Genomic DNA, 26,071 nt, shown 5'->3' on the forward strand with positions numbered 1-26,071 from the left:
CCGCGTGCCGCCGATCCAGCCGGCTACTCTTCCGCCGCGTCATAGACCGCCGCCAGCACCGAGGCGGCGGCGGCGTAGAGCAACACCGGTACATCGTCACGTAGCCGCAGCGCGGCCAGCAAGGCGGCAATCTGAGGGTCGTGATGCAGCGGCACGCCCAGTGCCTGCGCGCGTGCCAGCAAGGTTTCCAGTGATTCCGGCGGCATCGCGGCGATCTCGCCGCTGCCACTCGCCAGCCGCAGGCTGACTCGGCGCAGGGGGGCCGGCAGCGTGTTCATGCAGTGGCCTGCAGCAGCACGGCGCTGTGCCGGCCCGGCGAGTGCGGCAGACCGACCTGACAGCTCAGCTGGTCGAGCAGGACCCCACACGCCGCCAGTCGCTGACGCAGCGGAGTGAACTGACGTTCCAGCCGCTGGGCGGTGTCCGCCCGCTCGGCCCACAAGCGCACCGACAGCCGCGGTTCGCGCAGCTGCAATTCGCCCTGCACCGGACCCAGTGCCGGCAGATCCAGCGCGAAACCCAGCGTCCAGCCATGGCTGCCCTCGGCTGCATCGTTGATGTATTCCAGTTGGACCTGCAATACATCGCGGCCGCCATCACCCTGCAGCGGAATCTCGATGATCCAGGCCGACAGCTGGCTGGCGCTGGCTTCCAGCTGGGCGACTTCCACCCGCGCCAGCGCAGCCTTCACGTCCCCATGCAGCCGGTCCAGCAGCGGCTCCATGCCGTCCTCGGCAAGCACTGGCGGCAACGGCAGCCGCGGTTGTGCCTGCAGGCCTCGCTGCAGCAACGGTGGCTCGGTGTCGCTGCGGCTCGGTGGCGGGGGTGCTGCCGCGCGCCGGTCGAGCAGCCCGGCCAGACGCAACAGCGCGCCTTTCCAGTCGTCGCCGGCCTGGGCCGGCGTGTTGCCGTGCGGGCTGAGCAATTTGGATTCGAAGAACATGCCGCTGCGGCTGATCGCCTCGCGCAGGCCTTCGCCACGGGTGATTTCCGCCGGCGTGCGCAGGGATTGTTCAAGCAGTGCCAGCGCTGTACGCAGCTCCGGCGGCAGCTGGCGCAAGACCGGCCGCTGGGCCAGTGCGCCCAGCGTGGCCAGCAAGGGCGCGTAGCCGTTCTGCTGCGGCAGGCGTTCGCGCAGGACACGCTGGAAGGTCGGGTCGGCCGGGTGTGAAAGTATCTCCAGTTGCGGTTGCGCGCCCAGGCTCAACACGCGCACCTGGAACTGCGACGGCAGCTGGCTGTTGGAGACATCCGCCTCGACGGTCAGGGCGCCGATCTGCAAGATCAGCAGACCCAGCGGGTTCACGCCCAGTGGCCGCGCCGACAGCACGGTACCGATACGCCAGCTCTGGGCGGTGGTGCCGGAGGCGGCACCAGCCCAGGTAAGCGCGGCAAGGCTGATCGGTTGGATGTTCAAGTTGATTCCTGCGCCGGGCGCGGGTGCTGGGCAGTGGGGTCGTCCTGAAGGTCATCGGCGGCGCGCGGACAAACTTGAGGATCTGCCCAGCGGGAATCCGACACGGTGCCGGACGACCGGCGCCAAATGCCCGACACCGGCGGCGACAGGCCGCATCACGATAGCGCTAAAGCGATCACCCGGTTGGCCGATAAGCCCAACGTCAGCGCATACAGCGCGAGCGGAGTCGAGGCATGGCCGGCAAACGGGCGGCGAGGCAACAGGATACGGACGAACAGCCGGCGAAGGCATCCGCTGCAGCGTCGGTGGGCGTCGACGATGCAGCACGGGTGCTGCTTCCGGCGGATTGCCGCATGGCGGCCCAGGCTGCCCTGAAGGCGGAGTTGCTGGGTGCGCTGGATGCTGGCGCCATCGTGCTGGATGGCGGCCAGGTGGAGCGTGTCGACACCGCCGCGCTGCAGTTGCTGGTGTTGTTCCGGCGCGAGCTGGACACGCGCGGCGGCACGCTGGGCTGGCATGGCACGAGTGATGCTCTGAACGAAGCAGCCGGCCTGCTCGGGCTGGCGCAGTTATTGAACCTGCCAGCGGCAGCGCTGGCCTGAACGAGGTGGTGGCATGGCAAAGATTCTTGCGGTAGACGATTCGGCATCGATGCGCGGCATGGTGGCGTTCACCCTGCGCGGCGCCGGCCATGAAGTGACCGAGGCCGAGAACGGACAGCTGGCGCTGGACGCGGCGCGCGGCGGCTCCTTCGAGCTGGTGCTGGCCGACGTCAACATGCCGGTGATGGACGGCATCGCGATGGTGCGCGAGTTGCGCGCGATGGATGCGTACAAGGGCGTGCCGATCCTGATGCTGACCACCGAGTCGCATACCGAGAAGAAGATGGAAGGCAAGGCCGCCGGCGCTACCGGCTGGCTGGTCAAGCCGTTCGATCCGGAACAACTGCTGGCCACCGTCAAGCGCGTGCTGGGTTAAGGAACACCATGAGTGCGGTCGACCTGACTCAGTTTCACAAGACCTTTTTCGAGGAAAGCCGGGAAGGGCTCGACGCGATGGAGGCTGCGCTGCTGGCGCTGGATTCGGGCGCGACCGACCACGAGCTGGTGCACACCATCTTTCGCGCGGCGCATTCCATCAAGGGCGGCGCCGCGACATTCGGGTTCGCCGACGTGGCCGCGTTCACCCATGTCGCCGAATCACTGCTGGAAGAGGTGCGCAGCGAGCGGCGTGCAGTGGACGCCGGGCTGATCGAGGTGTTGCTATGCTCGGTCGACTGCATGCGCGCGATGCTGGAGCGGTCGAGCCAGGGTCAGCCGGTGGCCGACGCCGAAAGCGAGGCGCTGCGCGTCGAGCTGGTGCAGCTGGTCAGCGGCGAGGTTGCCGCGCCGGTAGTGGCTGCCGCGTCGATGGTTGCACCGGTGAGCGGGTGGAACATTGCGTTCACCGCGTTGCCGCACCTGCTGCAGACCGGCAACGATCCCCTGCGGCTGTTCCGCGAACTGCAGCAACTGGGTCGCCTGGAGGTCGTGCGCGCGTTCATCACCGACAGTGCGCCGGCGCAGCTGGCCGAGCTCGATCCGAGCCAGTGTTATCTGGGCTGGGAATTGCGCCTGCATGGCGCCGTGGCACGTGCCGAGATCGATGCGGTGTTCGACTGGCTCGATGGCGATTGCGAGCTGGCAATCGCGCCGCTGGCCGAAGTGGCCGTTGCCGGCCCCGTGGCGCAGGCAGCGGGCGAATCGTTGCCGGTCGCCACGGCCGCGCCGCGCCCGATACGCGAGACGGCCGCCGCGTCCGGCGAGGGCAGCTCGATCCGCGTGGGCATCGACAAGGTCGACGCGCTGATCAACATGATGGGCGAGCTGGTGATTACCCAGTCGATGCTTAGCGACATCGGCGAGAAATTCGAACTGTCCCAGCTGGGTCGGTTGCGCGACGGGCTGGTGCAGCTCGAACGCACCACGCGCGAGTTGCAGGAAAGCGTCATGCGCATCCGCATGCTGCCGATCGGCTCCGTGTTCAACCGCTTTCCGCGCCTGGTGCACGACCTGGAGCGCAAGCTCGACAAGCGGGTCAAGCTGGAGCTGCATGGCGAGCACACCGAACTGGACAAGACGGTGCTGGAGAAGATCGGCGACCCGCTGGTGCACCTGGTGCGCAACGCGATCGACCACGGACTGGAGTCGCCGGCGCAACGCAAGGCCGCCGGCAAATCCGAAACCGGCACGCTCAAGCTCAACGCGTACCACGAGGGCGGCAACATCGTGGTGCAGATCAGCGACGACGGTGCGGGCCTCAACCATGCCGCGATCGTGGCCAAGGCGCAGCAGCGCGGCCTGATCGCCGCGGGGCAGGAGCTCAGCGACGCCGAGGTGGCCGAGCTGATCTTCCAGCCGGGCTTCTCCACCGCCGCCCAGGCCACCGATCTTTCCGGGCGCGGCGTGGGCATGGACGTCGTGCGCCGCAACGTGCGCGATCTGGGTGGCAGCGTCGGCGTGCGCAGCGTGTCCGGCAAGGGCAGCACGTTCACGATCACCTTGCCATTGACCCTGGCGATCATCGATGGCCTGGTCACGGCGGTCGGCAGCGAACGCTACATCGTGCCGCTGACCTCGATCGTCGAGTCGCTGCGCCTGCGCGCCGATGCGGTGCGCCGGATCGCCGGCGGCGGCGAGGTGTTCCACTTCCGCGACGAATACCTGCCGATCATGCGCCTGCATCGTGCCTTTGCCTGCAACGATGCGGTCACCGACATCGAACACGGCATCGTGGTGGTGATCGAGGAGGACGGCCGGCGCGTGGGCCTGCTGGTCGACGACCTGCTCGGCCAGCAGCAGGCGGTCGTCAAATCGCTGGAAGCGCATTACCAGCGCGTGCAGGGCATCTCCGGCGCGACCATCCTCAGTGATGGCTCGGTCGCACTGATCGTCGACGTGGGTGGCGTGGTGCGGCTGGGGCAGCGCAGCAAGGCAGCCTGAAGGCGGCGTCGGCTGATGCCGTGACGATTGACGCAAGCGATGGCGGGTTCATCGCGCGAATACCCGATTTCCCTTTGCGCCGTTGACCGCCGCTGTCGGTGGTCACACGGGCCAGTCCTGTGCGTGGCGTTTCCCCTGTTTGAGTCTTTCCACTTGAGGTTGAGCAATGTTGTCCCTAAAGAGTTTGTCGTTGAGTCGCCTGAGCCTGAATGCGCGGGTGGCGTGGGTGGTCGTGGTGGTGATCGCGGGTCTCGCAAGCCTTACCGTGATGAATGCGTTCGAGAGCCGCAGCCGCCAGATGAGCGGGCTGGAGCGCACGCTGCGCAGCGAGATCGAGGCAGCCATCACGGTGGCCAGCGGTTTCCAGAAGCGAGCGGCCAACGGCGAATTCAGCGAGGCGGAGGCCCAGCGTCTGGCGCTGGCGCAGATCCATGACATGCAGTGGGACAACGGCACCGGCTACATCTTCGTTTTCGACACCAGCCTGATCATGCGCCTGCATCCGCTGCGGCCGAACTGGGCAGGCAAGGACATCAGCGCCGAAACCGATGCCAACGGCGTGCCGCATTACCGCAAGATGATGGAGGGCGATGTCCAGTTCGGGCACACCCTGATCCGCTACACGCAGAAAATGCCCGATGGCGGAACCAAGGACAAGATCACTTACGCACAGCTGTTCAAGCCGTGGAAGCTGAACTTCGCGGCAGGAGCGTATTTCGACGACATCGATGCCGAGTTTCAGCATTCGCTGGCGACCAACCTGGGCAAGGCGGGGCTGGTCGGCCTGCTGGTGATCCTGATGGTCTGGCTTTCGATGCGCAGCATTCGCCGCAGCATCGGTGGCGAGCCGGATTTTGCGGTGGCGATGGCCACGCGCATCGCCAACGGTGACCTGAGCGGCGATGACGGCGGCAAGACGTTCGTCAGCGGCAGCCTGCTGGATGAACTGGTGCGGATGCGCGGGCGTCTCACCGGCATCGTCGGCCAGGTACAGCACGGTTCGCAGGCGGTCAGCACGGCGGCAAGCCAGATCGCCAAGGGCAACGACGACCTGAGCCAGCGCACGCAGGAGCAGGCGTCGAGCCTGGAGGAAACCGCCGCGTCGATGGAGCAGATGACCTCCACCGTCAAGCAGAACGCCGAGAACGCCAGCGAGGCCAGCCAGCTTGCCCATGGCGCGCGCGAGCAGGCCGAACGCGGCGGCGCGGTGGCCGCAAGGGCGGTAGCGGCGATGGGCGAGATCAACGCATCGAGCCGCAAGATCGCCGACATCGTGGGGCTGATCGACGAGATCGCGTTCCAGACCAACCTGCTGTCGCTGAATGCGGCCGTGGAAGCTGCGCGTGCCGGTGAACAGGGCCGCGGCTTTGCCGTGGTGGCCACCGAAGTGCGCAGCCTGTCCCAGCGCAGCGCGGCGGCAGCGAAGGAAATCAAGGCGCTCATCAACGAGAGCGTCGCGCGGGTGCAGGCCGGCAGCGCGCTGGTCGACGAATCCGGCGCGGCGCTGGCCGACATCGTCGACAGCGTGAAGAAGGTCACCGACATCGTGGCCGAGATTGCCGCGGCCAGCCAGGAGCAGTCCAGCGGCATCGACCAGGTGAACCACGCGGTGATGCAGATGGACGAGGTCACGCAGCAGAACGCGGCGCTGGTCGAGGAGGCTTCCGCAGCAGCGCGCGCGATGCAGGAGCAGGCCAACGAACTGCAGAGTCAGATGACGTTTTTCCATCTGCATGCCAGCGACAACGTACCCGCGCCGGCCGTGGCCGTCGCCAGCGTGGCGCGCGCCGCAACGGCGTCGCGCCCGCCCGTTGCCCGATCGCGGACGCGGCGCACCGCGGCCGCGACAGGCGGAGCGTGGACCGAGTTCTGATCCGGTTCCGCTGTCTCATGGCACGAAACCTACTTCAGCGGCGCCGCGGCGCCGCCATTTCACCGATGGAAACTATTCATGAACTCCCTGTGGGCATCGAGCCGGCGCCTGAGCCTGGTATGTGGGCTGGCGCTGGTCACCGCCGTTCCGGCGGTCAGTGCCGGCGATTTCACGTTCGGCGGCAAGCTGTTCGCCGACTTCAGCCAGTTGCGCCAGCACGATCGCACGGCGCATGCGGACAGCCACGCCAGCGACGCCGATCTGAAGCGGTTGTACCTGGATGCGGACTACGCGTTTGACCCGGCGTGGTCGGCGCATCTCACCACCGACGTCAATTGGTTGCGCGGCCAGCGCGACCCGGATGTGTGGGTGAAACACGCGTATCTGCAGCGCAAATTCAGCAACGCCGCGCTGCTGCGCGTGGGCGTTGACGACATGCCGATGATGGCGCTGACCAGCCAGTGGTACGGCTATCGCTACATCGACCCGATCGCCACCTCGCTGCAGAAGATCGACAGCGCAGCGGACTGGGGCCTGCACCTGCAAGGCGTGCTGGCGCCGCGGCTGGATTACGCCGTGTCCGTGGTCAGTGGCGGTGGCTACAAGCAGCCGACCCATGGCCGGCGAGCCGACGTGGAGGCGCTGCTGGCCTGGCACACCAGTGCGCATACGCTGCTGGCACTGGGTGGCTATGACGGCCAGCTGGCTGCCGGCGACGAGCCGCGGGCGCCGTACCACACCGCCCGCCGGATCGACCTGTTGGCCGCGTATGCAGGCGACATCTGGCGCATCGGTACGCGCTACAGCTACGCCAGCAATTGGGCCAGCCTGTACAGCACGAACAGTGAGCGCACGCGCAGCTGGTCTGCGTGGGTCAGCGTGCGGGTGGCCGCGCAGTGGAGCGTGTTCGCCCGCTACGACCATGGCCAGCCGGCCAGCCTGCGCGATCCCACCCGGCACACCATCTATGCCGATGCCGGCGTGCAATGGCAACCAGTCAAGCGCCTGCGACTGGCGCTGGTGATGAAGCGCAATGCCTTGCGCCGCGAGGGCCGCGAGCTGCGCAGCGGCAACGAGGCGGGCGTGTGGAGCGAGTTCGCGTTCTGATCGATATCCACTGTTGGACGAGTGCTCAAGTTCCCGCCGCACGGGCCGACACAGTCAAGGCAGAAGGACGCTCGCAGACGTCCGTTACGAGGTTACCGCCCCATGTACGAAGACAAACAGGCCGCGGCACCGTCGCAGCAGCTCACTTTCAGCCTGGCCGACGAAGAGTATGGCGTGGACATCCTGGCCGTACGCGAGATCCGCAGCTGGACGCGCGTCACCCGTATTCCGCAGACGCCGGATTACGTGCTGGGCGTGCTGAACCTGCGCGGTGCGATCGTGCCGATCATGGATCTGCGCCTGCGCTTCGGCCTGCAGCGCGAAAGCTATGGCGACGACACCGTGGTGATCATCGTGGCCATTGGCGAGCGCCTGTTCGGCATCGTGGTGGACGCGGTTTCCGACGTGGTCGATATCGACCCGGCGGCGATCAAGCCGGTGCCGGATATGGGCGCGGTGGTCGATACGCGTTACCTGAAAGGGCTCGCGACGTATGCAGAACGCATGGTGATGCTGCTTGATGTGGAAAAGTTGATGCGTCCGGAGGACGTGGAAACGCTGGATGCCGCGCTGCCGGCCATCCAGGAAGTTGAAGTTGCGGCCTGACCCGGGAATCGAGATGAAGATGAAGAATCTGATGGCGCGCCTGTCCCGCCTGACCACATTGACCGTCAAGGCCCGTCTCATCGGCGTGCTTGGCCTGTTGTGCACCATGTTGCTGGTGGGCGCCTGGATCGGGCTGGGCGGCATGGCCCGGGCGAACGAGAGCGCGCGCCAGATCTACCAGGAAGAACTGATACCGCTGACCAGCATCAACGAAGTGGCGCGCGGCTCGCTGAACAGCTTCATTTCGCTGAGCGAGGCGGCTTTCCACAAGGACGACAAGGCGATCGTCAAGCAGAAGCTCGATGAGGTCGCCAAGACCCAGGTCACCGATGCGGTGCTGCTGAAGAAACTGGGTGCGACTGCCATGACGCCGGCGGTCAAGAAGCAGTGGACCGCGTTCGAGAGCGCGCGAGGCGACGTCGCCTCGTCGATGAGCGAGATCACCGATGCGCTGAACCAGGCCGACGACGGCACGAACGCGCTGCTGTATTCCGACGTGTTGCCCAACGTGTCGATCATGGGTTCGGAAATGAACAAGCTGATCGCGATGCAGGTCGACGAAAGCCGCCAGCATTACGAATCCGCGCTGGCCAGCTATGAGCGCATCCGCCTGATGACGTTTGCCGCACTAGGCGCCGGCATGTTGCTGGCGGTGCTGATGGCGTTCTTCCTGATCCGCTCCATCGTGGGCACGCTCAACCGTGCCGTGCGTGTGGCCAACGCCATCTCGCAGGGCCAGCTGGGCCACCACATCGTCACCCATCGCAAGGACGAACTGGGACGCCTGCTGGAAGCGTTCCGCATGATGGATGACCGGCTCACCCTCACCGTCGGCGAAGTGCGTCGCGGCTCGGATGCGGTCAGCACGGCGGCGCAGCAGATTGCGCACGGCAACGACGACCTCAGCCAGCGCACGCAGGAGCAGGCCTCCAGCCTGGAAGAAACCGCCTCGTCGATGGAGCAGATGACTTCCACCGTCAAGCAGAATGCCGAGAACGCCAGCCACGCCAACCAGCTTGCCCGCGGTGCCCGCGAACAGGCTGAGCGCGGTGGCGAAGTGGCCGGCCGGGCGATCCTCGCGATGAGCGAGATCAACGCCTCCAGCGGCAAGATCGCCGACATCGTGGGGCTGATCCAGGAGATCGCCTTCCAGACCAACCTGCTGGCGCTGAACGCGGCCGTCGAGGCGGCCCGTGCCGGCGAGCAGGGCCGCGGCTTCGCCGTGGTGGCCACCGAGGTGCGCAGCCTGGCGCAGCGCAGCGCCGGTGCAGCGAAGGAGATCAAGGGACTCATCAACGACAGCGCGGAAAAGGTGCGCAGCGGTTCGGAGCTGGTGAACCAGTCGGGCAAGGCGCTGGCCGAAATCGTCGAGAGCGTGAAGAAGGTCACCGACATCGTGGCCGAGATCGCCGCGGCCAGCCAGGAACAATCCGCGGGCATCGACCAGGTCAACAACGCCGTGATGCAGATGGACGAGATGACCCAGCAGAATGCCGCGCTGGTCGAGGAGGCTGCGGCGGCTGCCCGCGCCATGCATGAGCAAGCCGGTGAACTGACCCGCCAGGTCGGCTTCTTCCAGTTGAGCGACGACGGTGCGACATCCGTTGCGCCAGCGGCGCCGACGCGGGCGCAGACCGTGGCGGCGGAAGCCGAGGCGGTATTCGCCGCCGTGCGCAACACCGCGCCAATGGCCGTCCGCCCGACGCGCGCGCCGGTTGAACCCGCCAGCGCAGCCGGCGTGTGGAAGGAATTCTGAAGTGAATGCGGCGTCCGGCGCGATTGAAGACAGCACCACCACGACGGGCCACGTTGGCCCGTTGCTGGGGGATGCCGACTTCCAGTACCTGCGGAATTTCGTGCTGGAGCATTGCGGTATCGCGCTGGGCGAGCACAAGCATCAGCTGGTGCAGGGGCGTTTGCTCCGCCGGCTGCGCGCACTGGGCCTGTCGAACTTCACCAGTTATTGCGAGTTGCTGCGGCGCGATCCGTACAGCGAACTTGGCGAGCTGGCCAGCGCCATCAGCACCAACGTAACGGCGTTCTTCCGCGAAGTGCACCATTACGACCTGCTGGTCGACGAGCTGCTGCCGCGCTGGCTGCACGAGAAGCGACGCGAAGGCGATCGCTTGCGGATATGGTCGGCGGGTTGCTCAACCGGCGAAGAACCCTACGCGCTGGCGATGGTGCTGGCCGAGGCGATCGAGCAGAGCGGCAGCAAGCTGGATGCGAAAATCCTGGCCACCGACCTGTCACCGCAGGCGCTGGAAACCGCGCGCAAAGGCGTGTACCCGCTGGAGCGCCTCGCCGGCATCAGCGCCGAGCGCTGCCGGCGCTGGATGCTGCGCGGCGAGGGCGAGTACGACGGGCTGGCCTGTGTGCACCCGCGCCTGCGCGAGCTGGTCACCATCGAGCCGCTGAACCTGCTGCATCCGTGGCCGATGCGCGGTCCGTTCGACGCGATCTTCTGCCGCAACGTGGTGATCTATTTCGACCAGCCGACCAAGCAGCGGCTGTTTCGCCGCTACGCCGAATTGCTGCCGACAGGTGGCTATCTGTTTCTCGGTCACTCCGAATCACTGCACGGCGTCAATGACGAGTTCGAGCTCATCGGCCGCACGGTCCACCGGAAGATCGGCGGATGACCTTGCTCGCCGATCGCCGCACCAGTGCGGCAAGCCAGGCTTCGGTGCTGCCGGGTTTCGAGCACTTGCGGCGGTACTGGGATCCGGCGCAGTCATGCATGACGGTGAAAGTGCTGCCTGGCGAGTTCTACGTCAGCACGCAGAATGAGCTGGTCACTACCGTGCTCGGATCGTGCGTATCGGCGTGCATCCACGATGCGCGCCGCGGCATCGGCGGCATGAATCATTTCATGCTGCCGGAGCCGCGCGGCGAGCGCGACAGCTGGACCGCCACCGTGGGCCGCGCGGCCCGCTACGGTAGCGACGCGATGGAGCAGCTGATCAACGCGATCCTCGTTGCCGGCGGCCAGCGCGCCGACCTGCAGGTCAAGATATTCGGCGGTGGCCGGGTGCTGGCGCAGCTGACCGATATCGGCCAGCGCAATATCGATTTCGTGCAGCACTACATCTCCACCGAAAGACTGAACCTGTGTGCGTCGGATCTCGGCGACGTGTATCCGCGACAGGTGCAGTTCTTTCCCAGCACCGGCCGTGCACGCGTGCGGCTGCTGCGTCGCCACGACGACGCGCAGCTGGTGGCCGATGAGCCCGGCTACCTCAAGCGTTTGGCAAATGACCCGATAAAGGGTGAGGTCGAGCTTTTCTAGCAGCGGCTTCATCGCGGAAAACCGGCAAGGCCGCTGTCGATTGCGACGCGGCTCGAGCTTCATGGCAACGAGATTGGATGGCAATGGAAAGAGTGCGTGTTCTGGTGGTCGACGATTCGGCGTTGGTTCGCAAGCTGATGACGACGATGCTTGCCTGCGATCCGGCGATCGAGGTGGTCGGCACCGCGGCCGATCCGCTGATTGCCCGCGAAAAGATCAAGCTGCTCAATCCGGACGTGTTGACGCTGGACGTCGAGATGCCGCACATGGACGGCCTGACGTTTCTGGAAAACCTGATGCGGCTGCGGCCGATGCCGGTGGTGATGGTGTCGTCGCTGACGGTGCAGGGCGCCGAAGTGACCTTGCGCGCGCTGGAGCTCGGCGCGGTGGATTTTCTGGCCAAGCCAAGCAGCGATCTGGCCAACAGCTTTGGCCAGAGTGCGCAGGAGATCTGCGCCAAGGTGAAGCAGGCCGCCACGGCCAGGCCGCGCGCACGCACCGCGGTGCGCAAGCTGGAGGTGCCGCCGCGCCTGTCCGCCGATGCGGTGTTGCCGCGCGTGCAGACGTCGGGCACCCGCGGCGGCAGCCCGATCATCGTGATCGGCGCCTCGACCGGCGGTACCGAAGCGGTGCGCGTGGTGCTGGAATCGATGCCGCCGGATGCGCCGCCGATCCTGGTGACCCAGCATATACCTGAGGCCTTCAGCGGACCGTTTGCCGCACGCATGGACCGATGCTCGGCGATGCGCGTGTGCGAGGCGCAGGACGGCCAACCGATCCAGACCGGCCATGCCTACATCGCTCCGGGCAGCCACCATTTGCTGGTGATGTGGGATGGCGCCAAGTATGTCTGCCGGCTGCACGATGGCCCGCCGGTCAACCGGCACAAGCCCAGCGTGGACGTGCTGTTCCGCTCGATGGCGGCCAGCGCCGGCGTGGGCACGATCGCCGTGCTGCTGACCGGCATGGGCGACGACGGTGCGCGCGGCCTGCTCGAACTGAAGCAGGCCGGCGCCGCGACGCTGGTGCAGGACGAGGCCAGCTCGGTGGTATGGGGCATGCCCGGTGCTGCCTGGAAACTCGGTGCGGCTGCAGAGATGCTGCCGCTTGATCACATTGCTGCGCGCCTGCTCGCACTGGCGCGCCAACCCCACGACGGTGCTTCACGCACCTGACCTCGGATATCGGCTCATGGCTGTCCTATCTCACATTGCCCGGATCTTCGCTGACCGCCCGCTCTACGGCTGGATCGCCAGCACGCTCGCGCTGCTGTTGGCGCTGCTGTGGCACCCGACATGGCTGGCGCCGCTGCTGATCGTCGTACTCACCGCGGTATGGATCGTCGAGAGCCGGCGTCGGCCGCCGATGGTGGCGCCGGTAGCGGTGAACGGCAACAGCACACCTGTGCGCGAGGCGCTGGAGGACGTGCGTGGTGCGCTGGTCGACGAACTCGGCCACGCCACCCGCGAATTGCATCAGGGACTCGACCTGCTGCGCGATGCAGTGTCCGAGCTGGGTGGCGGTTTCGATGGCCTGTCGCACAAGACCGGGCTGCAGCAGTCGCTGCTGAAGCAGATCATCGATGCACAGAACGGTGGTGTCTCGGTACAGGATTTCGCGGCCCGCACCGGCGACCTGCTGCAGCACTTCGTCGGCATGATCGTGCAGATGTCGCGCGAGAGCCTGCGCATCGTCTATCGCATCGACGGCATGGCGAAGGAGATGGACGCCGTCTTCGGCCTGCTGAAGAACGTCAACACGATCGCCGAGGAAACCAACCTGCTGGCACTCAACGCCGCGATCGAGGCGGCGCGCGCGGGCGAGTCCGGCCGCGGCTTTGCCGTGGTCGCCGGCGAGATCCGTAATTTGGCCAGCAATTCCAACCAGTTCAACGAGCAGATCGGCAGTCACGTCGAGCGCGCCCGCACCGCGATGGAACAGCTGCGCGGGCTGGTCGGCACGATGGCCTCGCAGGATCTGAACGTGGCGCTGTCGGCCAAGGGCGGCATCGACGCAATGATGGCGCACGTCACCGAGAGCGACGCACGCACCAGCGCGGTCGCCGACCAGGTGGTCGAGATCAATCGTGGCCTCGGCAGCGACGTATCCACCACGATCAGATCCCTGCAGTTCGAGGACATCCTCAGCCAGCTGCTGCGGCAGACGCGCACCCGGCTGGTCGAGTTGCAGGAAGTGGTCGGCGAATGCACCCGCGACATCGAGGAACTGGCTTGCGCGCCGGTCGACGCCGACAACCTTGCCGAACATGCGCAACGGGTGCGCAGCCGGCTGGCCATTCAGCGAGAGAAGGCGCGCCTGCGCTCCCGTGGCCCGGCCTTGCAGAGTTCCATGGATGCCGGCGAGATCGAATTGTTTTGAGGAGTACAGCATGATCGTCCACCACGACAGCGAACACGATTGCCTGACCCTGCAACTGGGCGAGCGTTTCGATTTCAGCATCCATCGCGATTTTCACGAAGCCTGCCTCGGCACCGGCAGTGCCGCGCGCAGCTACGTCATCGACCTGGGCGAAGTAACCAGCATGGACAGCTCGGCGCTGGGCATGTTGCTGCTGCTGCGCGAACATGCCGGCGCCGACCGCTCCGAGATCCGTATCGTCAATGCCGGCACCGAATTGCGCAGCACCCTGCGTGTGGCCGGCTTCGACAAGTTGTTTGTGCTGCACTGAGAGCCTGTCATCCGGCCAGCGCGAAGCGGTCGCGCCAGTATTCAGGCATATCCGTGCGATGCATTCGACGCGTGCCTGTCTGGCGGCTGCTGTACAGACGCGATAGCCACCGAGACATGCAGGCAGCAGAAAGGCCCCTTGCGGGGCCTGTCGTCTTGCGCGTTCCAGCAAATTTACCAGGCGCGTACGGCGATCACGCTGACGGTGTAGGTCGCCATGTCGGACTGATAGCGGAACCGTCTTCCCAGGTCGAACTTGGCCGTGGCGCCGGGGGCGATGTTGGCGGTGCCGGCTGGCCAGCCGTCCTTGCTCTGGATCACTTTACCTTCGCCATCCTTCGCGTCGATCCGGATCTGCGCAGCCGATGAGTCAGTGCAATTGTTGACCAGTTCCCCGGCGAGCATGAGGCGTGCGCCTCCGCCCGCGCCACTGATGGAAGTCTTGAAGTCCTTGATGACGAAATCGGTGGGCGCGCATGCGGCGTGAGCGGCGACCGGAAGAAGCAGCAACGAGGCGAGAAGAAATGTGGTTTTCATGGGCACGAATCCATCAATACGGGGAAGCCGGAGGGGAAACAGGTCGGTGGGACAGCACCGGCCGACACCCAGGAAATCGGCCGGAACGCTGAAACCTTTAGGCTGTTCGTGGAGATGAATGCGCCCGCGGCGATCCGGGCAACGCGATCGGAGTTGGCCGAGGCCGTCCCGGGGGCCTAGGGCAGGCTGGTGTGCTCGATGAACCACAGCCCGGCGAACAGCTTGGGATCGATCGAGTAGCCCTCGGCGGCGCGGGCGAACAGCCAGGCGCCGGCTTCGCGGCGTGGTACTTCGTGCACCACGATATTCTCGGTTTCGTCGCCGCCACCGGGGCCGACCTTGGTCAGCTCCCACGCCCGCACGAAGGTGATCATCTCGGTACTCATGCCGGACGACGACGGGCCGCGGTGGACGAATTCCACCCGCTGGCAGCGGTAACCGGTTTCTTCTTCCAGCTCGCGCTGGGCGGCGAGCAGGGCGCTTTCGTCGGCCTGATCGACCTCATCACCGACCAGGCCGGCCGGCATCTCGATGGTGTTCTGCAGGATCGACACGCGGTACTGCTCGACGAACACCACGTTGTCGTCCGGCGTCACCGCCAGGATGATCACCGCGCCGCCGGGGTTGTTGCGTTCGGCGTACTCCCAGCGGCCGCGCTTGCGCAGGCTCAGCCAGCGGCCTTCGTACAGGGTTTCCACCGGCGCGCTGGCGTCGGCGGGGATGCGGTTGGCGGAGTCGTTCATCGATGGTCGCGTGCCAGGAAAACCAGCAGACATGTTGGACTGTCCAGCCGACAGCGACAACCGGTGGGTGGAATGATTTGACGGACGAAGCTCAGCGCAGCAACGCGCGCAACCGGCTGCGGGTGAATGCACCGAAGCGCAACTGTTCGCACAGATCATCGAGCTGAGCGGGCTGCTGGTGGCCGCGCAGCAAAACCTCGATGGTGCTGGCGCCAGGGGCATCCAGCGCGATGCGGGTGAGCCGGCGGTACAGTCGCGCCTGTTCCGCATGCTCGCGCAGCTTCGCGGCACACGCCGCCGCGCCGCGCAGGCGCAGGAACGCGACTTCGTCGATGCGCTCGAGCAGGGTATCGAGGCTGCCGAAATGTGTGAGCAGGGCGGCGGCGGTTTTCGCGCCGATACCGGGCACGCCGGGGATGTTGTCCACCGCGTCGCCGCACAGCGCGAGATAGTCGGCCACCTGGTGCGGATGCACGCCGAGCTTTTCATGCACGCCGGCCGGGCCCCAGCGCAGGCCGCGGGCGTAGTCCCACTGCTCGTCGTGTTCGCCAAGCAGCTGGCCGAAATCCTTGTCGGCGGAGACGATCACGCTGCGCCAGCCATGCGCGCGCAGGTTCCACACGGTGCTGCCGATCAGGTCGTCGGCCTCGAAGCTGTGGTCGATCATCAGGTGGATGCCGAGCGCCTCGGTGATCGCGCGGCACTGCACGAACTGGCGTTCCAGATCCGGTGGCGGCAGCTCGCGGTTGGCCTTGTACGCCGGGTAGATCGCGTTGCGGAACGAACTGGTCAGCGAGGCGTCGAACGCCACCGCGATGTGCTCGGGCTGCGCGCGCTCCAGCAGTTCGCACAGGAAGCGGGTGTAGCCATGCACGGCATTGATCGAATGGCCGTCTGCGTCGAAGAACTCGTCCGGCATCGAATGCCAGGCGCGGAATACATACAGGCTGCCGTCCACCAGATGGACGGCTGGAATGCCGTTCGCTGGCGCGTTCACGGTGTCCATGTGCTGAGCAGGTCGGCCAGTGCCGGGCGGTCGCGATCGGGCACCTCGATCTGCGGCGTGCCCAGGTGCACGAAACCGACGACGTGTTCGTGCTCCGCCAGGCCAAGGATGCCCGCCACCTCGCGGTCGTAGGCGGCCCAGCCAGTCAGCCATTGCGCACCGTAGCCCAGCGCGTACGCACCGAGCAGGATGTTGTAGGCCACGTTGCCGGCGCACAGCTTCTGCTCGATCTCCGGCACCTTGCTGTCGGCATGCAGGCAGGCGACGACCACCACCACCAGCGGCGCGAAGGTATAGCGAAGGCGATCCTTTTCGAGCTTCGCGTCGGACATGTCGGGATGGTTGCGGATTGCGATGCTGGCCAGCTGCTCGCCGAAATGCAGCTTCGCCTCGCCCTGCAGGCGGACCAGCCGGAATGGCACCAGCTTGCCGTGGTCGGGCACGCGGATCGCCGCTTCCAGCAACGCCTGCAACGTCGCCTCATCCGGTGCCGGCTCACCGAGCTGGCGCGAGGGGACGGAATGGCGTTGCTGGAGCAGGGACAGGGCAGTGAACATGGATCAACTCTTCCGGTGCGCAGATGCCCATGCTAACTGGCGGGTCGACGGTGCGCGCACCGTCACGCCGACAGCGGCAGCTTGAACGAGCCCGGCAGCAGCGCGGCCACGGTGGTTTGCTGCGTGTTGCCACCCAGATTGGCCAATAGCACCGGCATGGCGTCGTCGCACAGCTCGGACATCACCTGACGGCATGCGCCGCAAGGGCTGACCGGGTCGGGTGTGTCGGCGATCACCGCCAGGGCCGTGAAGTCGCCGGGCTGGCAACCCGCGGCAATCGCACTGAACAGCGCGGTGCGTTCGGCGCAGTTGCACAGGCCGTAGGAGGCGTTCTCCACGTTGCAGCCGCTGAAGCGGCGGCCGTCGCGGGTCAGCAGTGCGGCGCCGACCTGGAAATTTGAATATGGCGCATAGGCTTTCTCGCGCGCGCTCCGCGCGAAGGCCAGCAGATCGTCAAAAGCGTTGGGTAATGCAGGCATCGGGATCTCCAGCGATGACCCCGGATGACGCGATCCGCGTGTGCCGGCGGGCCAGCTTACCCGTTTGGGCCGGCGCGGATCAAAAGCCGCGAGTCCGCTAAGATGGCCAGACCATTCAAGGGGATTGCACCATGCCGATCACCGTAGCCGCTTTGCGTGAGACCGCTGCCGGGGAGCGGCGTGTGGCGATCACGCCCGAGATGGCGAAGAAGCTGCGCGGCAAGGGCCTCCGCGTGTTGCTGGAACACGACGCCGGCCGTGCCGCCGGCTTTCCCGACAGCAGTTATGCCGAGGCCGAGTTTGCCGATGCCGCCGCCGTGCTGGCGCAGGCCGATCTGCTGGCCTGCGTGTTGCCGCCGGATGACGCGGTGTTCGCCGGGTTGCGCGAAGGCACGGTGGTGGTTGGCCAGTTGCGCCCCTACGGGGCCGCCGACCGGGTAGCTGCGCTGACCGCGCACAAGTTGACCGCGTTCTCGCTGGAGCTGCTGCCGCGCACCACGCGGGCGCAGGCGATGGATGTACTCAGTTCACAGGCGGCGGTGGCCGGTTATCGCGCCATGCTGATCGCGGCCGAGGCATCGCCGAAATTCTTTCCCATGCTGACCACCGCCGCTGGCACGATCCGGCCGTCGAAGGTGCTGGTGATCGGCGCCGGCGTGGCCGGCCTGCAGGCGATCGCCACCGCGCGCCGGCTCGGCGCGCAGATCGAAGGCTACGACGTGCGCCCGGAAACGCGCGAGCAGGTCGAGTCGCTGGGGGCCAAGTTTCTTGAGCTGGGCGTCAGTGCGGCCGGCAGCGGCGGTTATGCGCGGGAGCTGTCGGCAGAAGAACGCGCTGCACAGCAGCAGGCGCTGGGCGAACATCTCAAGTCGATCGACGTGATCGTCACCACCGCCGCGGTGCCGGGCCGGCCGGCGCCGAAGATCCTCACGGCGGCGATGGTCGAGGGCATGAAGCCGGGCGCGCTGATCGTCGACCTGGCCGCCGAGAGTGGCGGCAACTGCGAGCTGACGAAGCCGGGTGAACGGGTCGAGCACGGCGGCGTGGTGATCCTGGGGCCGCTGAATCTGCCGGCCGGTGCACCGCTGCATGCGTCGGAAATGTACGCACGCAATGTCTGCAATTTCATCGAGCTGCTGGTTCACGATGGCGTGCTGCAACCGGACTTCAACGACGACCTGGTAGCCAAAAGCTGCCTGAGCCACGCTGGCGAAAACCGGTTCACGGCGTGAGCAGCCGCATGTCGGTCTGAAGGCGAACCGCCCCGCGCGAGGCGGGGCGGTTGCATGTCATCGGTGGTTCTGGCTGCCGGGTGGTGGCGGTGGACGATCGTGGCCGTGTCGCTCGTCCCAATGCAGGCGTTGTGCAGGAGGCAGCGCGTGCCATTCGCGTATGAGCTTTTCGCGCTGTGCCGGCGGCAACTGCTGGAAGCGTTCGAAGGTGTTGTGCAGCTGTTCGCGTTGCTGCGGCGGCAGTTGCTGAAACTTGCGCATGTTTTCGCGCGCTTGCCGACGCTCACCCGGCGTCATCAGCTGCCAGCGGGCAATGTGCTGGCGAACTTCCTCGCGCTTTTGCGGCGGCAGCGTGACCCAGCGCTCGGCTCGCTTCAGCATGCGCGTCTGCTTGCGTGGCGACATGCTGTTCCACTTCTGCTGCAACGGCGCCAGCACTTCGCGCTGGGCCGGATCGAGACTGCTCCACGGGTGCGGCGAGGCGGCCTGTGCATGCAGCGGCGTGACGGCGATGCTGCCGAGCAGGGCGGCCAGCAGCAGGGGCAGGATCGGACGGAGGATTCGGGTCATGGCTCAGCGGGTTGCCGAATGGCTGTTGTTGGCAGCCAGCCAGCCGTAGAAGTCGAGATTCTGGTAGAGGTTCGGATCAGTCTTGTCGGCGTCCGGCGGCAACTCGTTGTCCAGCTCCGCAACTGGATCGGTCGGACTGGCGGTCTGCATCGACGTTGCTGCCTGACGTGGCGGCTGCCACACCATTATCGCGGCCAGCGCGATGACGGCGAAGGCGCCGGCCGGGATCAACCAGCGAGCGGTGCGATGCGTGGGCGTCTGCGCCGAACGCAGTGCCCGCCGGCGGGCCGCGCGCAGCCGCTCGACGGTGGCCGGGTCGATGCGCTGGGCAGCCTCGTGCCAGAGCTCACGGACGCGCTGCTCGCGAGCGCGCTGTTCGACAGGTTTGTCGGGCCGATTGTCAGACGACTTCATCGCCAGTCCTCCAGTTGATCGCGCAGGTGATGCATGGCGCGTGACAGATGGGTTTTCACGCTGCCTTCGGAGCAGCCCATCGCGCGCGCGGTTTCCGCCACATCCAGTCCCTCCAGCATGCGCAGCATGAACGCCTCGCGCTGGCGAGGCGGCAGCTGTCTGACCGCCGTGACCATGTCCGCGTACGACTGCATGTCGTGCAGCCGGTCAAGCGGACCTGGGCCGTGGTCGGCGGGCTCCCATGCGGGTAACTCGTCGCCATCGTCATCGCGGCCACCACCGAGCCATCCCACCACGATCGAGCGTACCTTGCGGCGACGCTGCAGATCGACCACGCGCCGGCGCAGGATGCCCCAGAACAGCGGCGACCATTCCGCGGCGGGCTTGTCGCGATAGTGCTTGACCAGTCGCAGCATGGCGTCCTGCACGGCGTCCATCGCGTCCTCGCGCTGGCGCAGCTGCAATTCGGCCATGCGGAACGCGCGCCGCTCGACCTGCGCCAGGAATGCATCCAGCGTGGCGGGCGTTTCGCGGGCGTCGCCGAACAGATCCGTGCCGAGCGTCCCGGCTACGCTGTTCATGGCTGCCTCGTCCGCATCGTCGGGTGGCGCATCGTCGGGCTCCAGCGGTTCGATTCCGGTATTCAACGCGGCAGGCTCGCACGGGTTGACGTGCACAGGCATCCGAACCTGCAGAAGCCGCCGCGCTGGCGGTCTTCCGAGTCGACCCAGCCGGTACGCACGCGGATGCGCCTGCGCTGATCAGGCGCATGGGTGCTTGTCGCGCAGGGGTTCTCGCGGCGCGCACGGGAACCTCGAAGTTCTTCGAGGTTCCCGTATGATGCAGGCACAACTGAGTCCTGGCGGGGTGGGGTCATGATCGACGGTTTCCTGGCGCTGTACATTTTCATGCTGGCCGCGTTTACCGGCTATGAAATCATCGCGCGGGTGCCGGTGATCCTGCACACGCCGCTGATGTCCGGCTCCAACTTCGTGCACGGCATTGTGCTGGTTGGCGCGATGATTGCGCTAGGCCACGCGCAGACGCCGTTCGAGATCGCGATCGGCTTCATCGGCGTGCTGCTCGGCGCCGGCAACGCCGCCGGCGGCTACGTGGTGACCGAGCGGATGCTGGAGATGTTCAAGTCCAGCAAGCCGGATGCCGGCAAGGGAGCGAAGTGATGAGCTGGCTCCCCACCTTGATCAAAGCCTGTTATTTCCTTGCCGCGCTGCTGTTCATCCTGGGCCTGAAACGCATGAGCTCGCCGCGCACCGCGCGCGGCGGCATCGTGTGGGCCGGCTACGGCATGTTGCTGGCGGTGTTGGCCACGTTCTTCCTGCCGGACATGCACAACCGCGGCCTGATCATTGCCGCGGTGTTGATCGGCGTCAGCGCCGCGTGGTGGAGCGGCAAGCGCGTGGCGATGACCGCGATGCCGCAGATGGTGGCCTTGTACAACGGCATGGGCGGTGGTGCGGCGGCGGCGATTGGCGCGGTTGAGTTGATCGGCTACGCACGCGGGTTGGGGCTGCTGCACGCGGTGCCCGATACCTCCCCGCTGCGGCCGGAGAGCTGGGCGGTGAACGGCTTGCCGCCCACGCTGTCGCCGACCGAGCTGGCGCTTGGAGTGCTCGGTGCGCTGATCGGCGCGGTGAGTTTTTCCGGTTCGCTGATCGCGTTTGCCAAGCTGCAGGGTTGGCTCGACAAGCGCTTCGTGTTTGCCGGTCAGCGCGCGGTCAACCTGCTGCTGCTGGCCGCGGCGGTAGTGGTCGGAATCCTGCTGGCGACGGGTCATGCCAGCCTGCCGCTGATCCTGGTGTTCTTTGCGCTGGCGTTGCTGTTCGGGCTGATGATGACGTTGCCGATCGGCGGCGCCGACATGCCGGTGGTGATCTCGCTGTACAACGCGTTCACCGGACTGGCCGTGGCGTTCGAGGGTTTCGTGCTGGGCAACGAGGCGATGATCATCGCCGGCATGGTGGTCGGCGCGGCCGGCACGCTGCTGACCCAGTTGATGGCCAAGGCGATGAATCGCTCGATCGGCAACGTGCTGTTCGGCAGCTTCGGTGCGGCTGCCGGCAGCGAGGCGCAGTCGATCGAGGGGGCGCAGAAACCGATCGACGCCGCCGACGCGGCCGTGATGATGGCGTACGCCGAGCGCGTGGTGATCGTGCCCGGCTACGGCCTGGCGGTGGCGCAGGCGCAGCACAAGGTGTGGGAGTTCGCGCAACTCCTGATCAAGCGCGGCGTGAAGGTGAAGTTCGCGATCCACCCGGTGGCCGGTCGCATGCCCGGTCACATGAACGTGCTGCTGGCCGAGGCCGGCGTGCCATACGACCTGATCGCCGACATGGACGACATCAACCCGGAATTTCCGGCCACCGACGTGGCGCTGGTGATCGGCGCGAATGATGTGGTCAATCCACTGGCCAAGACCGATCCGGCCTCGCCGATCTACGGCATGCCGATCCTTGACGTGAGCAACGCCAAACACGTGATCGTGATCAAGCGCGGCAAGGGCACCGGTTTCGCCGGCATCGAGAACGCGCTGTTCTATGCCGACAACACGCGCATGCTGTACGGCGACGGCCAGGCCGCCGTGGGTGAACTGGTCACGGAATTGAAGGCGATCGACGCCTGATCCGGACCGAGCTTCGAGGGCGCATCAACGCTTGCGTGGTGCGCGCCAGGCCAGCCACGCCGCCAGCAACATCGCCAGCACGGTCCAACCCATGTCGGCAGGCGACAGCGCCATGCGGGCCAGTTGCCACAACATGCCGGCACCGGCGGTGCGCAGCGCATCGATCAGGCCCATGCCCATGTTGCCCGCAATCAGCACGCCGGCAATCAGCATGTTGACGTAGATTGCCGCCAGCGCCGTGGCGCACGCGGCCAGTACAGCTGCGCCGATCCCGGCAGGGCGCACGAAGCTGCGGATGGTCCAGGCCAGCAGCGCACCCATGGGCAATGCCAGCCACGGCAGCGGATGACGCAGGTACAGCGTCACCACCATCCATACGGCGCCGGCGGCAAGCCCCAGCATCGCGGCACTGAACAGGGCGAATGCAAACAGCAAAATGGCGCGTGCGCTCATCGTCGGCGGCACGACAGGACAGCTGGAGACATGTGCTCATCCATCAGGCAAAGCGGCCATCATAACGTGACGCCGGCGGCCGACGGCAGCGGCATATCGGCGCTGTCTGCTTGAGTTCGGTGACTCCGCCCTGATCTGGGACAAGCGATTCCGCTCCGCGGGCGGCATAATAGACAACCTGGGTTCGACGCATCGTCGTGCCTTGCAGATACGGGATTGGCGAGTGGCATGAGTGGTTTCAGTCTGAGCAGCGAACCCTTCACCCTGTCGCGTGATTGCAGCGCCGTCATGGTGCCGCAAGGCGACGTGGTGAGTCTGCCTGCCGGCCAGATCGGTTACATCACCCAGGCGCTTGGTGGCAGCTTCACCGTCTATGTCGAGGGCAATCTGTTCCGCATTGCCGGCAACGACGCCGACGCCCTTGGCAAGCCGCAGCCGACACCGATCGAGGTGCCTGACGATGCCACCAACGCGGATGTGGAAAAGCTGGCGTGGGATCAGCTGCGCACCGTGTTCGATCCCGAAATTCCGGTCAATGTGGTCGAGTTGGGACTGGTCTACGACCTCAGTCTGGAACAGACCGAATCGGGCCAGCGCAAGGTCTACGTAAAACTTACCCTGACCGCACCCGGTTGCGGCATGGGCGACATCCTGGTCGATGATGCGCGGACCAAGTTGGAGATGATTCCCACGGTGGCCGAAGCGGACGTGGATCTGGTGTTCGATCCGCCGTGGAGCCACTCGATGATGTCCGATGCCGCCAAGCTCGAAACCGGCATGCTCTGAGTCCGCTGCGCGGTTGCGACGGCAACGTCGATTTTCGCAATCTTCCGCTTTCCGCAACCTTCTGCGTGCAGTCCGCGGTGGCGCTACGACTTCGTAGCTGTGCAGTTGTCATCCGCCTGCATGACGCGAACGACTGCCGTGCCGTCATTGCGCAATACCTTCTTCAGGTTCGCCAGCAATTTCACGTTTGTGATTGCGTGGACCTCCTGCGCTGTGACTGCCATCACTCGGCGTAGGAAAAAATCAGATGGTTACGGTGTGCCGCAAGGAATAACGTATCCGAATCCGTCATCGGGGAGGTTGACGGATGATCCTTTAGCGGCGTGATCGCCGTTTTGCAGTTACGCGTCCACGCGCTGCCCATGCAGGGAATGCCAGGGGGAAGGCAGCCGAATCTGGACGTATTTTGGGATCGCTAGACAGCAAACCACACAGAGGCCGTGTCCTGCACGGCAATTCTTGCATGGGGTCTACGTGGCCGCATCGGGCCCGTTTGTTCCCAAAATCTTGTCTAGGAGTTTTGAATGCCCAACCATTTCCGTCTCAAACTGCTGGTTGCCGCGATCGGCATGGCTACCGCCTCGGTGGCTACCGCCGCGACTACGCAGACCCTGCGCGCACAGAATCTCGGTGCGGTACCCGCCAGTTCGCTGGCTGCCCACTTGAACCTGGGTCAGGACATGACGCTGGCTGCACGCAGTTCGGTGGCCATCGCCGGCGGCCACCATGTCGTGCGTCAGCAACAGATGTTCCGCGGCGTGCCGGTATACGGCCGCAGCATTGCAGTGGTGCAAGATGCGCAGGGCAATGCGCTGCGCGCCACCGGTGAGCTGCTGCAGAACGTGCAGCTGGACCTGGCTTCGGTCACCCCGAAGCTGACCCCGACTGCTGCCATTGCCGCACTCAAGGGTCACGCGCATACCTTGCTCGTCGCCGGTTCGACGATGAACAATCAGCAGGCCGATCTGTTCGTGTATCCGCAGGACAATGGTCCGGCACGTCTGGTCTATCGCACTTCCTATTTCGTCAACAGTGCGAACCCGACTCGCCCGACCGCGATCATCGATGCCAATACCGGCGCCGTGATCAAGAGCTGGGATGGCCTGACCGACGCATCGGCGACTGGCCCCGGCGGCAACACCAAGACCGGCAAATACATTTACGGCACCGACTACGCCGCGCTCGACGTGACCCAGTCCGGCAGCACCTGCACGCTGGTCAACACCAACGTCAAGACCTACAACCTCAACCACGGCACCAGCGGCGGCTCGGTGGTCAGCTTCACCTGCCCGAACAGCGACACGGATGCGATCAACGGCGCCTATTCGCCGGTCAATGATGCGCACCATTTCGGTGGCGTCGTGCACGACATGTACACCGCGTACACCGGCGCGGCTCCACTGAACATGCAGCTGCGCATGAACGTGCATTACAAGAGCAACTACGAGAACGCGTTCTGGGACGGCACCGCGATGAACTTCGGTGACGGCGCCAGCACGTTCTATCCGCTGGTGTCGCTGGACGTGACCAGCCACGAGATCAGCCACGGCTACACCGAGCAGAACTCGGGCCTGGAGTACAGCGGTCAGTCCGGCGGCATGAACGAGGCCTACTCGGACATCGCCGGCGAAGCGGCCGAGTTCTATGACCGTGGCGCTGCCGACTTCCTGGTCGGTCGCGACATCGTCAAGACCAGCGCGGGTATCGGCGACGCATTGCGCTACATGTGCAACCCGCCGCAGGATGGCGGCTCGATCGACAACGCGGCCAACTACAACTCCAGTCTCGACGTGCATTACTCCAGCGGCGTCTACAACAAGTCGTTCTGCCTGCTGGCCAAGACCAGCGGCTGGGATGCCAAGAAGGCGTTCCAGGTATACGCACTGGCGAACAAGTCGTACTGGACGGCGACCTCGACGTTCAACTCCGGCGCCTGCGGCGTGGAATCGGCAGCGACCGATCTGGGTTACACCAAGGCCGATGTCACCGCAGCATTCAGCGCCGTGGGCGTGAGCTGTGCAGGCGGCGGTGGCGGCGGTGGCACCACCACCGAGCTGCAGAACAACGTGGGCGTCACGGGTGTGGCAGCAGCCACGGGTGCCGACAACGACTACTTCATCACCGTCCCGACCGGCGCCACCAACCTGGTGATGTCGATCTCCGGTGGCACCGGCGATGCCGACCTGTACACCAAGTTCGGCTCCGCGCCGACCACCAGTGTCTACGATTGCCGCCCGTACAAGAGCGGCAACGCCGAGAGCTGCACCGTGGCAGCGCCGAGCGCCGGCAAGTACTACGTCAAGGCGCATGCCTATGCGGCGTACTCCGGTGTCACGGTCAAGGCTTCCTATACCGTCGGTGGCGGTGGTGGCGGTGGCGGCCTGCAGAATGGCGTGCCGGTGACCGGCCAGGCCGGTGCCGTGGGCCAGGAGCTGAGCTACACCGTGGTCCTCCCGGCCGGCAGCACCAAGCTGACCATCGCCAGTTCGGGTGGCACCGGTGACGCGGACCTGTACGTCAAGAAGGGTTCGGCACCGACCACCAGCAGCTACGACTGCCGTCCGTACGTGAGTGGCAACACGGAAACCTGCACGTTCAACTCGCCTGCAGCCGCCACGTACTACATCAAGCTGCGCGGTTACACGGCGTTCTCCGGCGTGTCGCTGAAGGCAACCTGGTAAGCCCCACAACG

General features: G+C 65.9%; 28 protein-coding genes. 17 read left to right on the plus strand and 11 right to left on the minus strand.

Annotation, left to right across the window (positions count from 1 at the left end):
- Positions 1-23: 23 nt before the first annotated feature.
- A complete protein-coding gene (locus EAH75_RS16715; RefSeq protein WP_140806281.1) occupies positions 24-278 on the minus strand; it encodes a flagellar biosynthesis protein in 255 nt (84 codons plus the stop codon).
- Complete coding sequence (locus EAH75_RS16720; RefSeq protein ID WP_140806282.1) at positions 275-1,417, minus strand: flagellar hook-length control protein FliK; 1,143 nt, start codon at positions 1,415-1,417, stop codon at positions 275-277. The genes EAH75_RS16715 and EAH75_RS16720 overlap by 4 nt, the downstream gene beginning before the upstream one ends.
- Before the next feature lie 233 nt (positions 1,418-1,650).
- Here EAH75_RS16720 and EAH75_RS16725 point away from each other — a divergent pair, with 233 nt between their 5' ends.
- From EAH75_RS16725 to EAH75_RS16780, 12 genes are all read left to right on the plus strand, one after another.
- Positions 1,651-2,019 (plus strand): STAS domain-containing protein, encoded by a 369-nt coding sequence (locus tag EAH75_RS16725; protein WP_140806283.1) that lies wholly within the window; start codon positions 1,651-1,653, stop codon positions 2,017-2,019.
- Between the two features lie 13 nt (positions 2,020-2,032).
- Entirely contained in the window at positions 2,033-2,395 is a 363-nt protein-coding gene (locus tag EAH75_RS16730; RefSeq protein ID WP_140653475.1) for a response regulator, read from the plus strand.
- 8 nt (positions 2,396-2,403) lie between these two features.
- Entirely contained in the window at positions 2,404-4,398 is a 1,995-nt protein-coding gene (locus EAH75_RS16735; protein WP_140806284.1) for a chemotaxis protein CheA, read from the plus strand.
- A gap of 166 nt (positions 4,399-4,564) precedes the next feature.
- Complete coding sequence (locus EAH75_RS16740) at positions 4,565-6,271, plus strand: methyl-accepting chemotaxis protein (RefSeq protein ID WP_140653479.1); 1,707 nt, start codon at positions 4,565-4,567, stop codon at positions 6,269-6,271.
- Positions 6,272-6,349: 78 nt separating this feature from the next.
- Positions 6,350-7,378 carry a hypothetical protein gene (locus EAH75_RS16745; protein WP_140653481.1) on the plus strand — a complete coding sequence of 343 codons (1,029 nt, stop codon included), beginning with the start codon at positions 6,350-6,352 and terminating at the stop codon, positions 7,376-7,378.
- 102 nt (positions 7,379-7,480) lie between these two features.
- Positions 7,481-7,984, plus strand: coding sequence for a chemotaxis protein CheW (locus tag EAH75_RS16750; RefSeq protein ID WP_140653483.1), 504 nt, complete (start codon positions 7,481-7,483; stop codon positions 7,982-7,984).
- A 13-nt stretch (positions 7,985-7,997) separates the two neighbouring features.
- Entirely contained in the window at positions 7,998-9,740 is a 1,743-nt protein-coding gene (locus EAH75_RS16755; protein ID WP_140653485.1) for a methyl-accepting chemotaxis protein, read from the plus strand.
- A gap of 1 nt (position 9,741) precedes the next feature.
- Positions 9,742-10,626: a CheR family methyltransferase gene (locus tag EAH75_RS16760; RefSeq protein WP_240046285.1), complete on the plus strand. Its 885-nt coding sequence runs from the start codon at positions 9,742-9,744 to the stop codon at positions 10,624-10,626.
- On the plus strand, positions 10,623-11,273 hold the full coding sequence (gene cheD, locus EAH75_RS16765; protein WP_140653487.1) for a chemoreceptor glutamine deamidase CheD: 651 nt from the start codon (positions 10,623-10,625) through the stop codon (positions 11,271-11,273). Before EAH75_RS16760 ends, cheD begins: the two co-directional genes overlap by 4 nt.
- Before the next feature lie 83 nt (positions 11,274-11,356).
- Positions 11,357-12,448 carry a protein-glutamate methylesterase/protein-glutamine glutaminase gene (locus EAH75_RS16770; RefSeq protein WP_140653608.1) on the plus strand — a complete coding sequence of 364 codons (1,092 nt, stop codon included), beginning with the start codon at positions 11,357-11,359 and terminating at the stop codon, positions 12,446-12,448.
- Between the two features lie 16 nt (positions 12,449-12,464).
- On the plus strand, positions 12,465-13,652 hold the full coding sequence (locus EAH75_RS16775; RefSeq protein WP_140653489.1) for a methyl-accepting chemotaxis protein: 1,188 nt from the start codon (positions 12,465-12,467) through the stop codon (positions 13,650-13,652).
- Positions 13,653-13,662: 10 nt separating this feature from the next.
- A complete protein-coding gene (locus tag EAH75_RS16780) occupies positions 13,663-13,962 on the plus strand; it encodes an STAS domain-containing protein (RefSeq protein WP_140653491.1) in 300 nt (99 codons plus the stop codon).
- A 173-nt stretch (positions 13,963-14,135) separates the two neighbouring features.
- On the opposite strand, the gene EAH75_RS16785 is transcribed toward EAH75_RS16780, so the two are convergent.
- The 5 genes from EAH75_RS16785 to cdd all read right to left on the minus strand — a co-directional run bounded on the left by EAH75_RS16785 (position 14,136) and on the right by cdd (position 17,283).
- Complete coding sequence (locus EAH75_RS16785) at positions 14,136-14,498, minus strand: hypothetical protein (protein WP_140653493.1); 363 nt, start codon at positions 14,496-14,498, stop codon at positions 14,136-14,138.
- A 176-nt stretch (positions 14,499-14,674) separates the two neighbouring features.
- Positions 14,675-15,241, minus strand: a complete 567-nt coding sequence (locus EAH75_RS16790; RefSeq protein WP_140653495.1) for an NUDIX hydrolase — start codon at positions 15,239-15,241, stop codon at positions 14,675-14,677.
- Between the two features lie 91 nt (positions 15,242-15,332).
- Positions 15,333-16,247, minus strand: a complete 915-nt coding sequence (locus EAH75_RS16795; protein ID WP_140653497.1) for a 5'-3' exonuclease — start codon at positions 16,245-16,247, stop codon at positions 15,333-15,335.
- Positions 16,235-16,804 carry a nitroreductase family protein gene (locus EAH75_RS16800; RefSeq protein WP_140653499.1) on the minus strand — a complete coding sequence of 190 codons (570 nt, stop codon included), beginning with the start codon at positions 16,802-16,804 and terminating at the stop codon, positions 16,235-16,237. Before EAH75_RS16800 ends, EAH75_RS16795 begins: the two co-directional genes overlap by 13 nt.
- Before the next feature lie 62 nt (positions 16,805-16,866).
- Positions 16,867-17,283, minus strand: coding sequence for a cytidine deaminase (gene cdd / locus EAH75_RS16805; protein ID WP_140653501.1), 417 nt, complete (start codon positions 17,281-17,283; stop codon positions 16,867-16,869).
- 131 nt (positions 17,284-17,414) lie between these two features.
- Between cdd and EAH75_RS16810 the strand changes: the two genes are divergently transcribed.
- Complete coding sequence (locus tag EAH75_RS16810; RefSeq protein WP_140653503.1) at positions 17,415-18,515, plus strand: NAD(P) transhydrogenase subunit alpha; 1,101 nt, start codon at positions 17,415-17,417, stop codon at positions 18,513-18,515.
- A gap of 57 nt (positions 18,516-18,572) precedes the next feature.
- On the opposite strand, the gene EAH75_RS16815 is transcribed toward EAH75_RS16810, so the two are convergent.
- Genes EAH75_RS16815 through EAH75_RS16825 form a run of 3 tightly spaced genes read right to left on the minus strand, consistent with a single transcriptional unit; the run spans position 18,573 to position 20,080 of the window.
- A complete protein-coding gene (locus EAH75_RS16815) occupies positions 18,573-19,085 on the minus strand; it encodes a DUF3106 domain-containing protein (RefSeq protein ID WP_140653505.1) in 513 nt (170 codons plus the stop codon).
- Between the two features lie 3 nt (positions 19,086-19,088).
- The gene (locus EAH75_RS16820; RefSeq protein WP_140806285.1) at positions 19,089-19,499 is read right to left on the minus strand and encodes a hypothetical protein; all 411 of its coding nucleotides are present in this window, start codon (positions 19,497-19,499) and stop codon (positions 19,089-19,091) included.
- Positions 19,496-20,080 carry an RNA polymerase sigma factor gene (locus EAH75_RS16825; protein ID WP_140653610.1) on the minus strand — a complete coding sequence of 195 codons (585 nt, stop codon included), beginning with the start codon at positions 20,078-20,080 and terminating at the stop codon, positions 19,496-19,498. The genes EAH75_RS16820 and EAH75_RS16825 overlap by 4 nt, the downstream gene beginning before the upstream one ends.
- Positions 20,081-20,374: 294 nt before the next feature.
- Here EAH75_RS16825 and EAH75_RS16830 point away from each other — a divergent pair, with 294 nt between their 5' ends.
- Both EAH75_RS16830 and EAH75_RS16835 read left to right on the plus strand, forming a co-directional pair.
- Positions 20,375-20,680 carry an NAD(P) transhydrogenase subunit alpha gene (locus tag EAH75_RS16830; protein WP_008435546.1) on the plus strand — a complete coding sequence of 102 codons (306 nt, stop codon included), beginning with the start codon at positions 20,375-20,377 and terminating at the stop codon, positions 20,678-20,680.
- Positions 20,680-22,140: an NAD(P)(+) transhydrogenase (Re/Si-specific) subunit beta gene (locus EAH75_RS16835; protein ID WP_140653509.1), complete on the plus strand. Its 1,461-nt coding sequence runs from the start codon at positions 20,680-20,682 to the stop codon at positions 22,138-22,140. Before EAH75_RS16830 ends, EAH75_RS16835 begins: the two co-directional genes overlap by 1 nt.
- A 24-nt stretch (positions 22,141-22,164) precedes the next feature.
- On the opposite strand, the gene EAH75_RS16840 is transcribed toward EAH75_RS16835, so the two are convergent.
- Complete coding sequence (locus EAH75_RS16840) at positions 22,165-22,593, minus strand: hypothetical protein (protein ID WP_140653511.1); 429 nt, start codon at positions 22,591-22,593, stop codon at positions 22,165-22,167.
- Positions 22,594-22,821: 228 nt separating this feature from the next.
- Between EAH75_RS16840 and sufT the strand changes: the two genes are divergently transcribed.
- Entirely contained in the window at positions 22,822-23,379 is a 558-nt protein-coding gene (gene sufT, locus EAH75_RS16845) for a putative Fe-S cluster assembly protein SufT (RefSeq protein WP_140653513.1), read from the plus strand.
- Between the two features lie 524 nt (positions 23,380-23,903).
- Complete coding sequence (locus tag EAH75_RS16850) at positions 23,904-26,060, plus strand: M4 family metallopeptidase (RefSeq protein ID WP_140806286.1); 2,157 nt, start codon at positions 23,904-23,906, stop codon at positions 26,058-26,060.
- Positions 26,061-26,071 lie beyond the last annotated feature (11 nt).

It is taken from the genome of Rhodanobacter glycinis, from assembly GCF_006438785.1.
Classification (GTDB): domain Bacteria; phylum Pseudomonadota; class Gammaproteobacteria; order Xanthomonadales; family Rhodanobacteraceae; genus Rhodanobacter; species Rhodanobacter glycinis_A.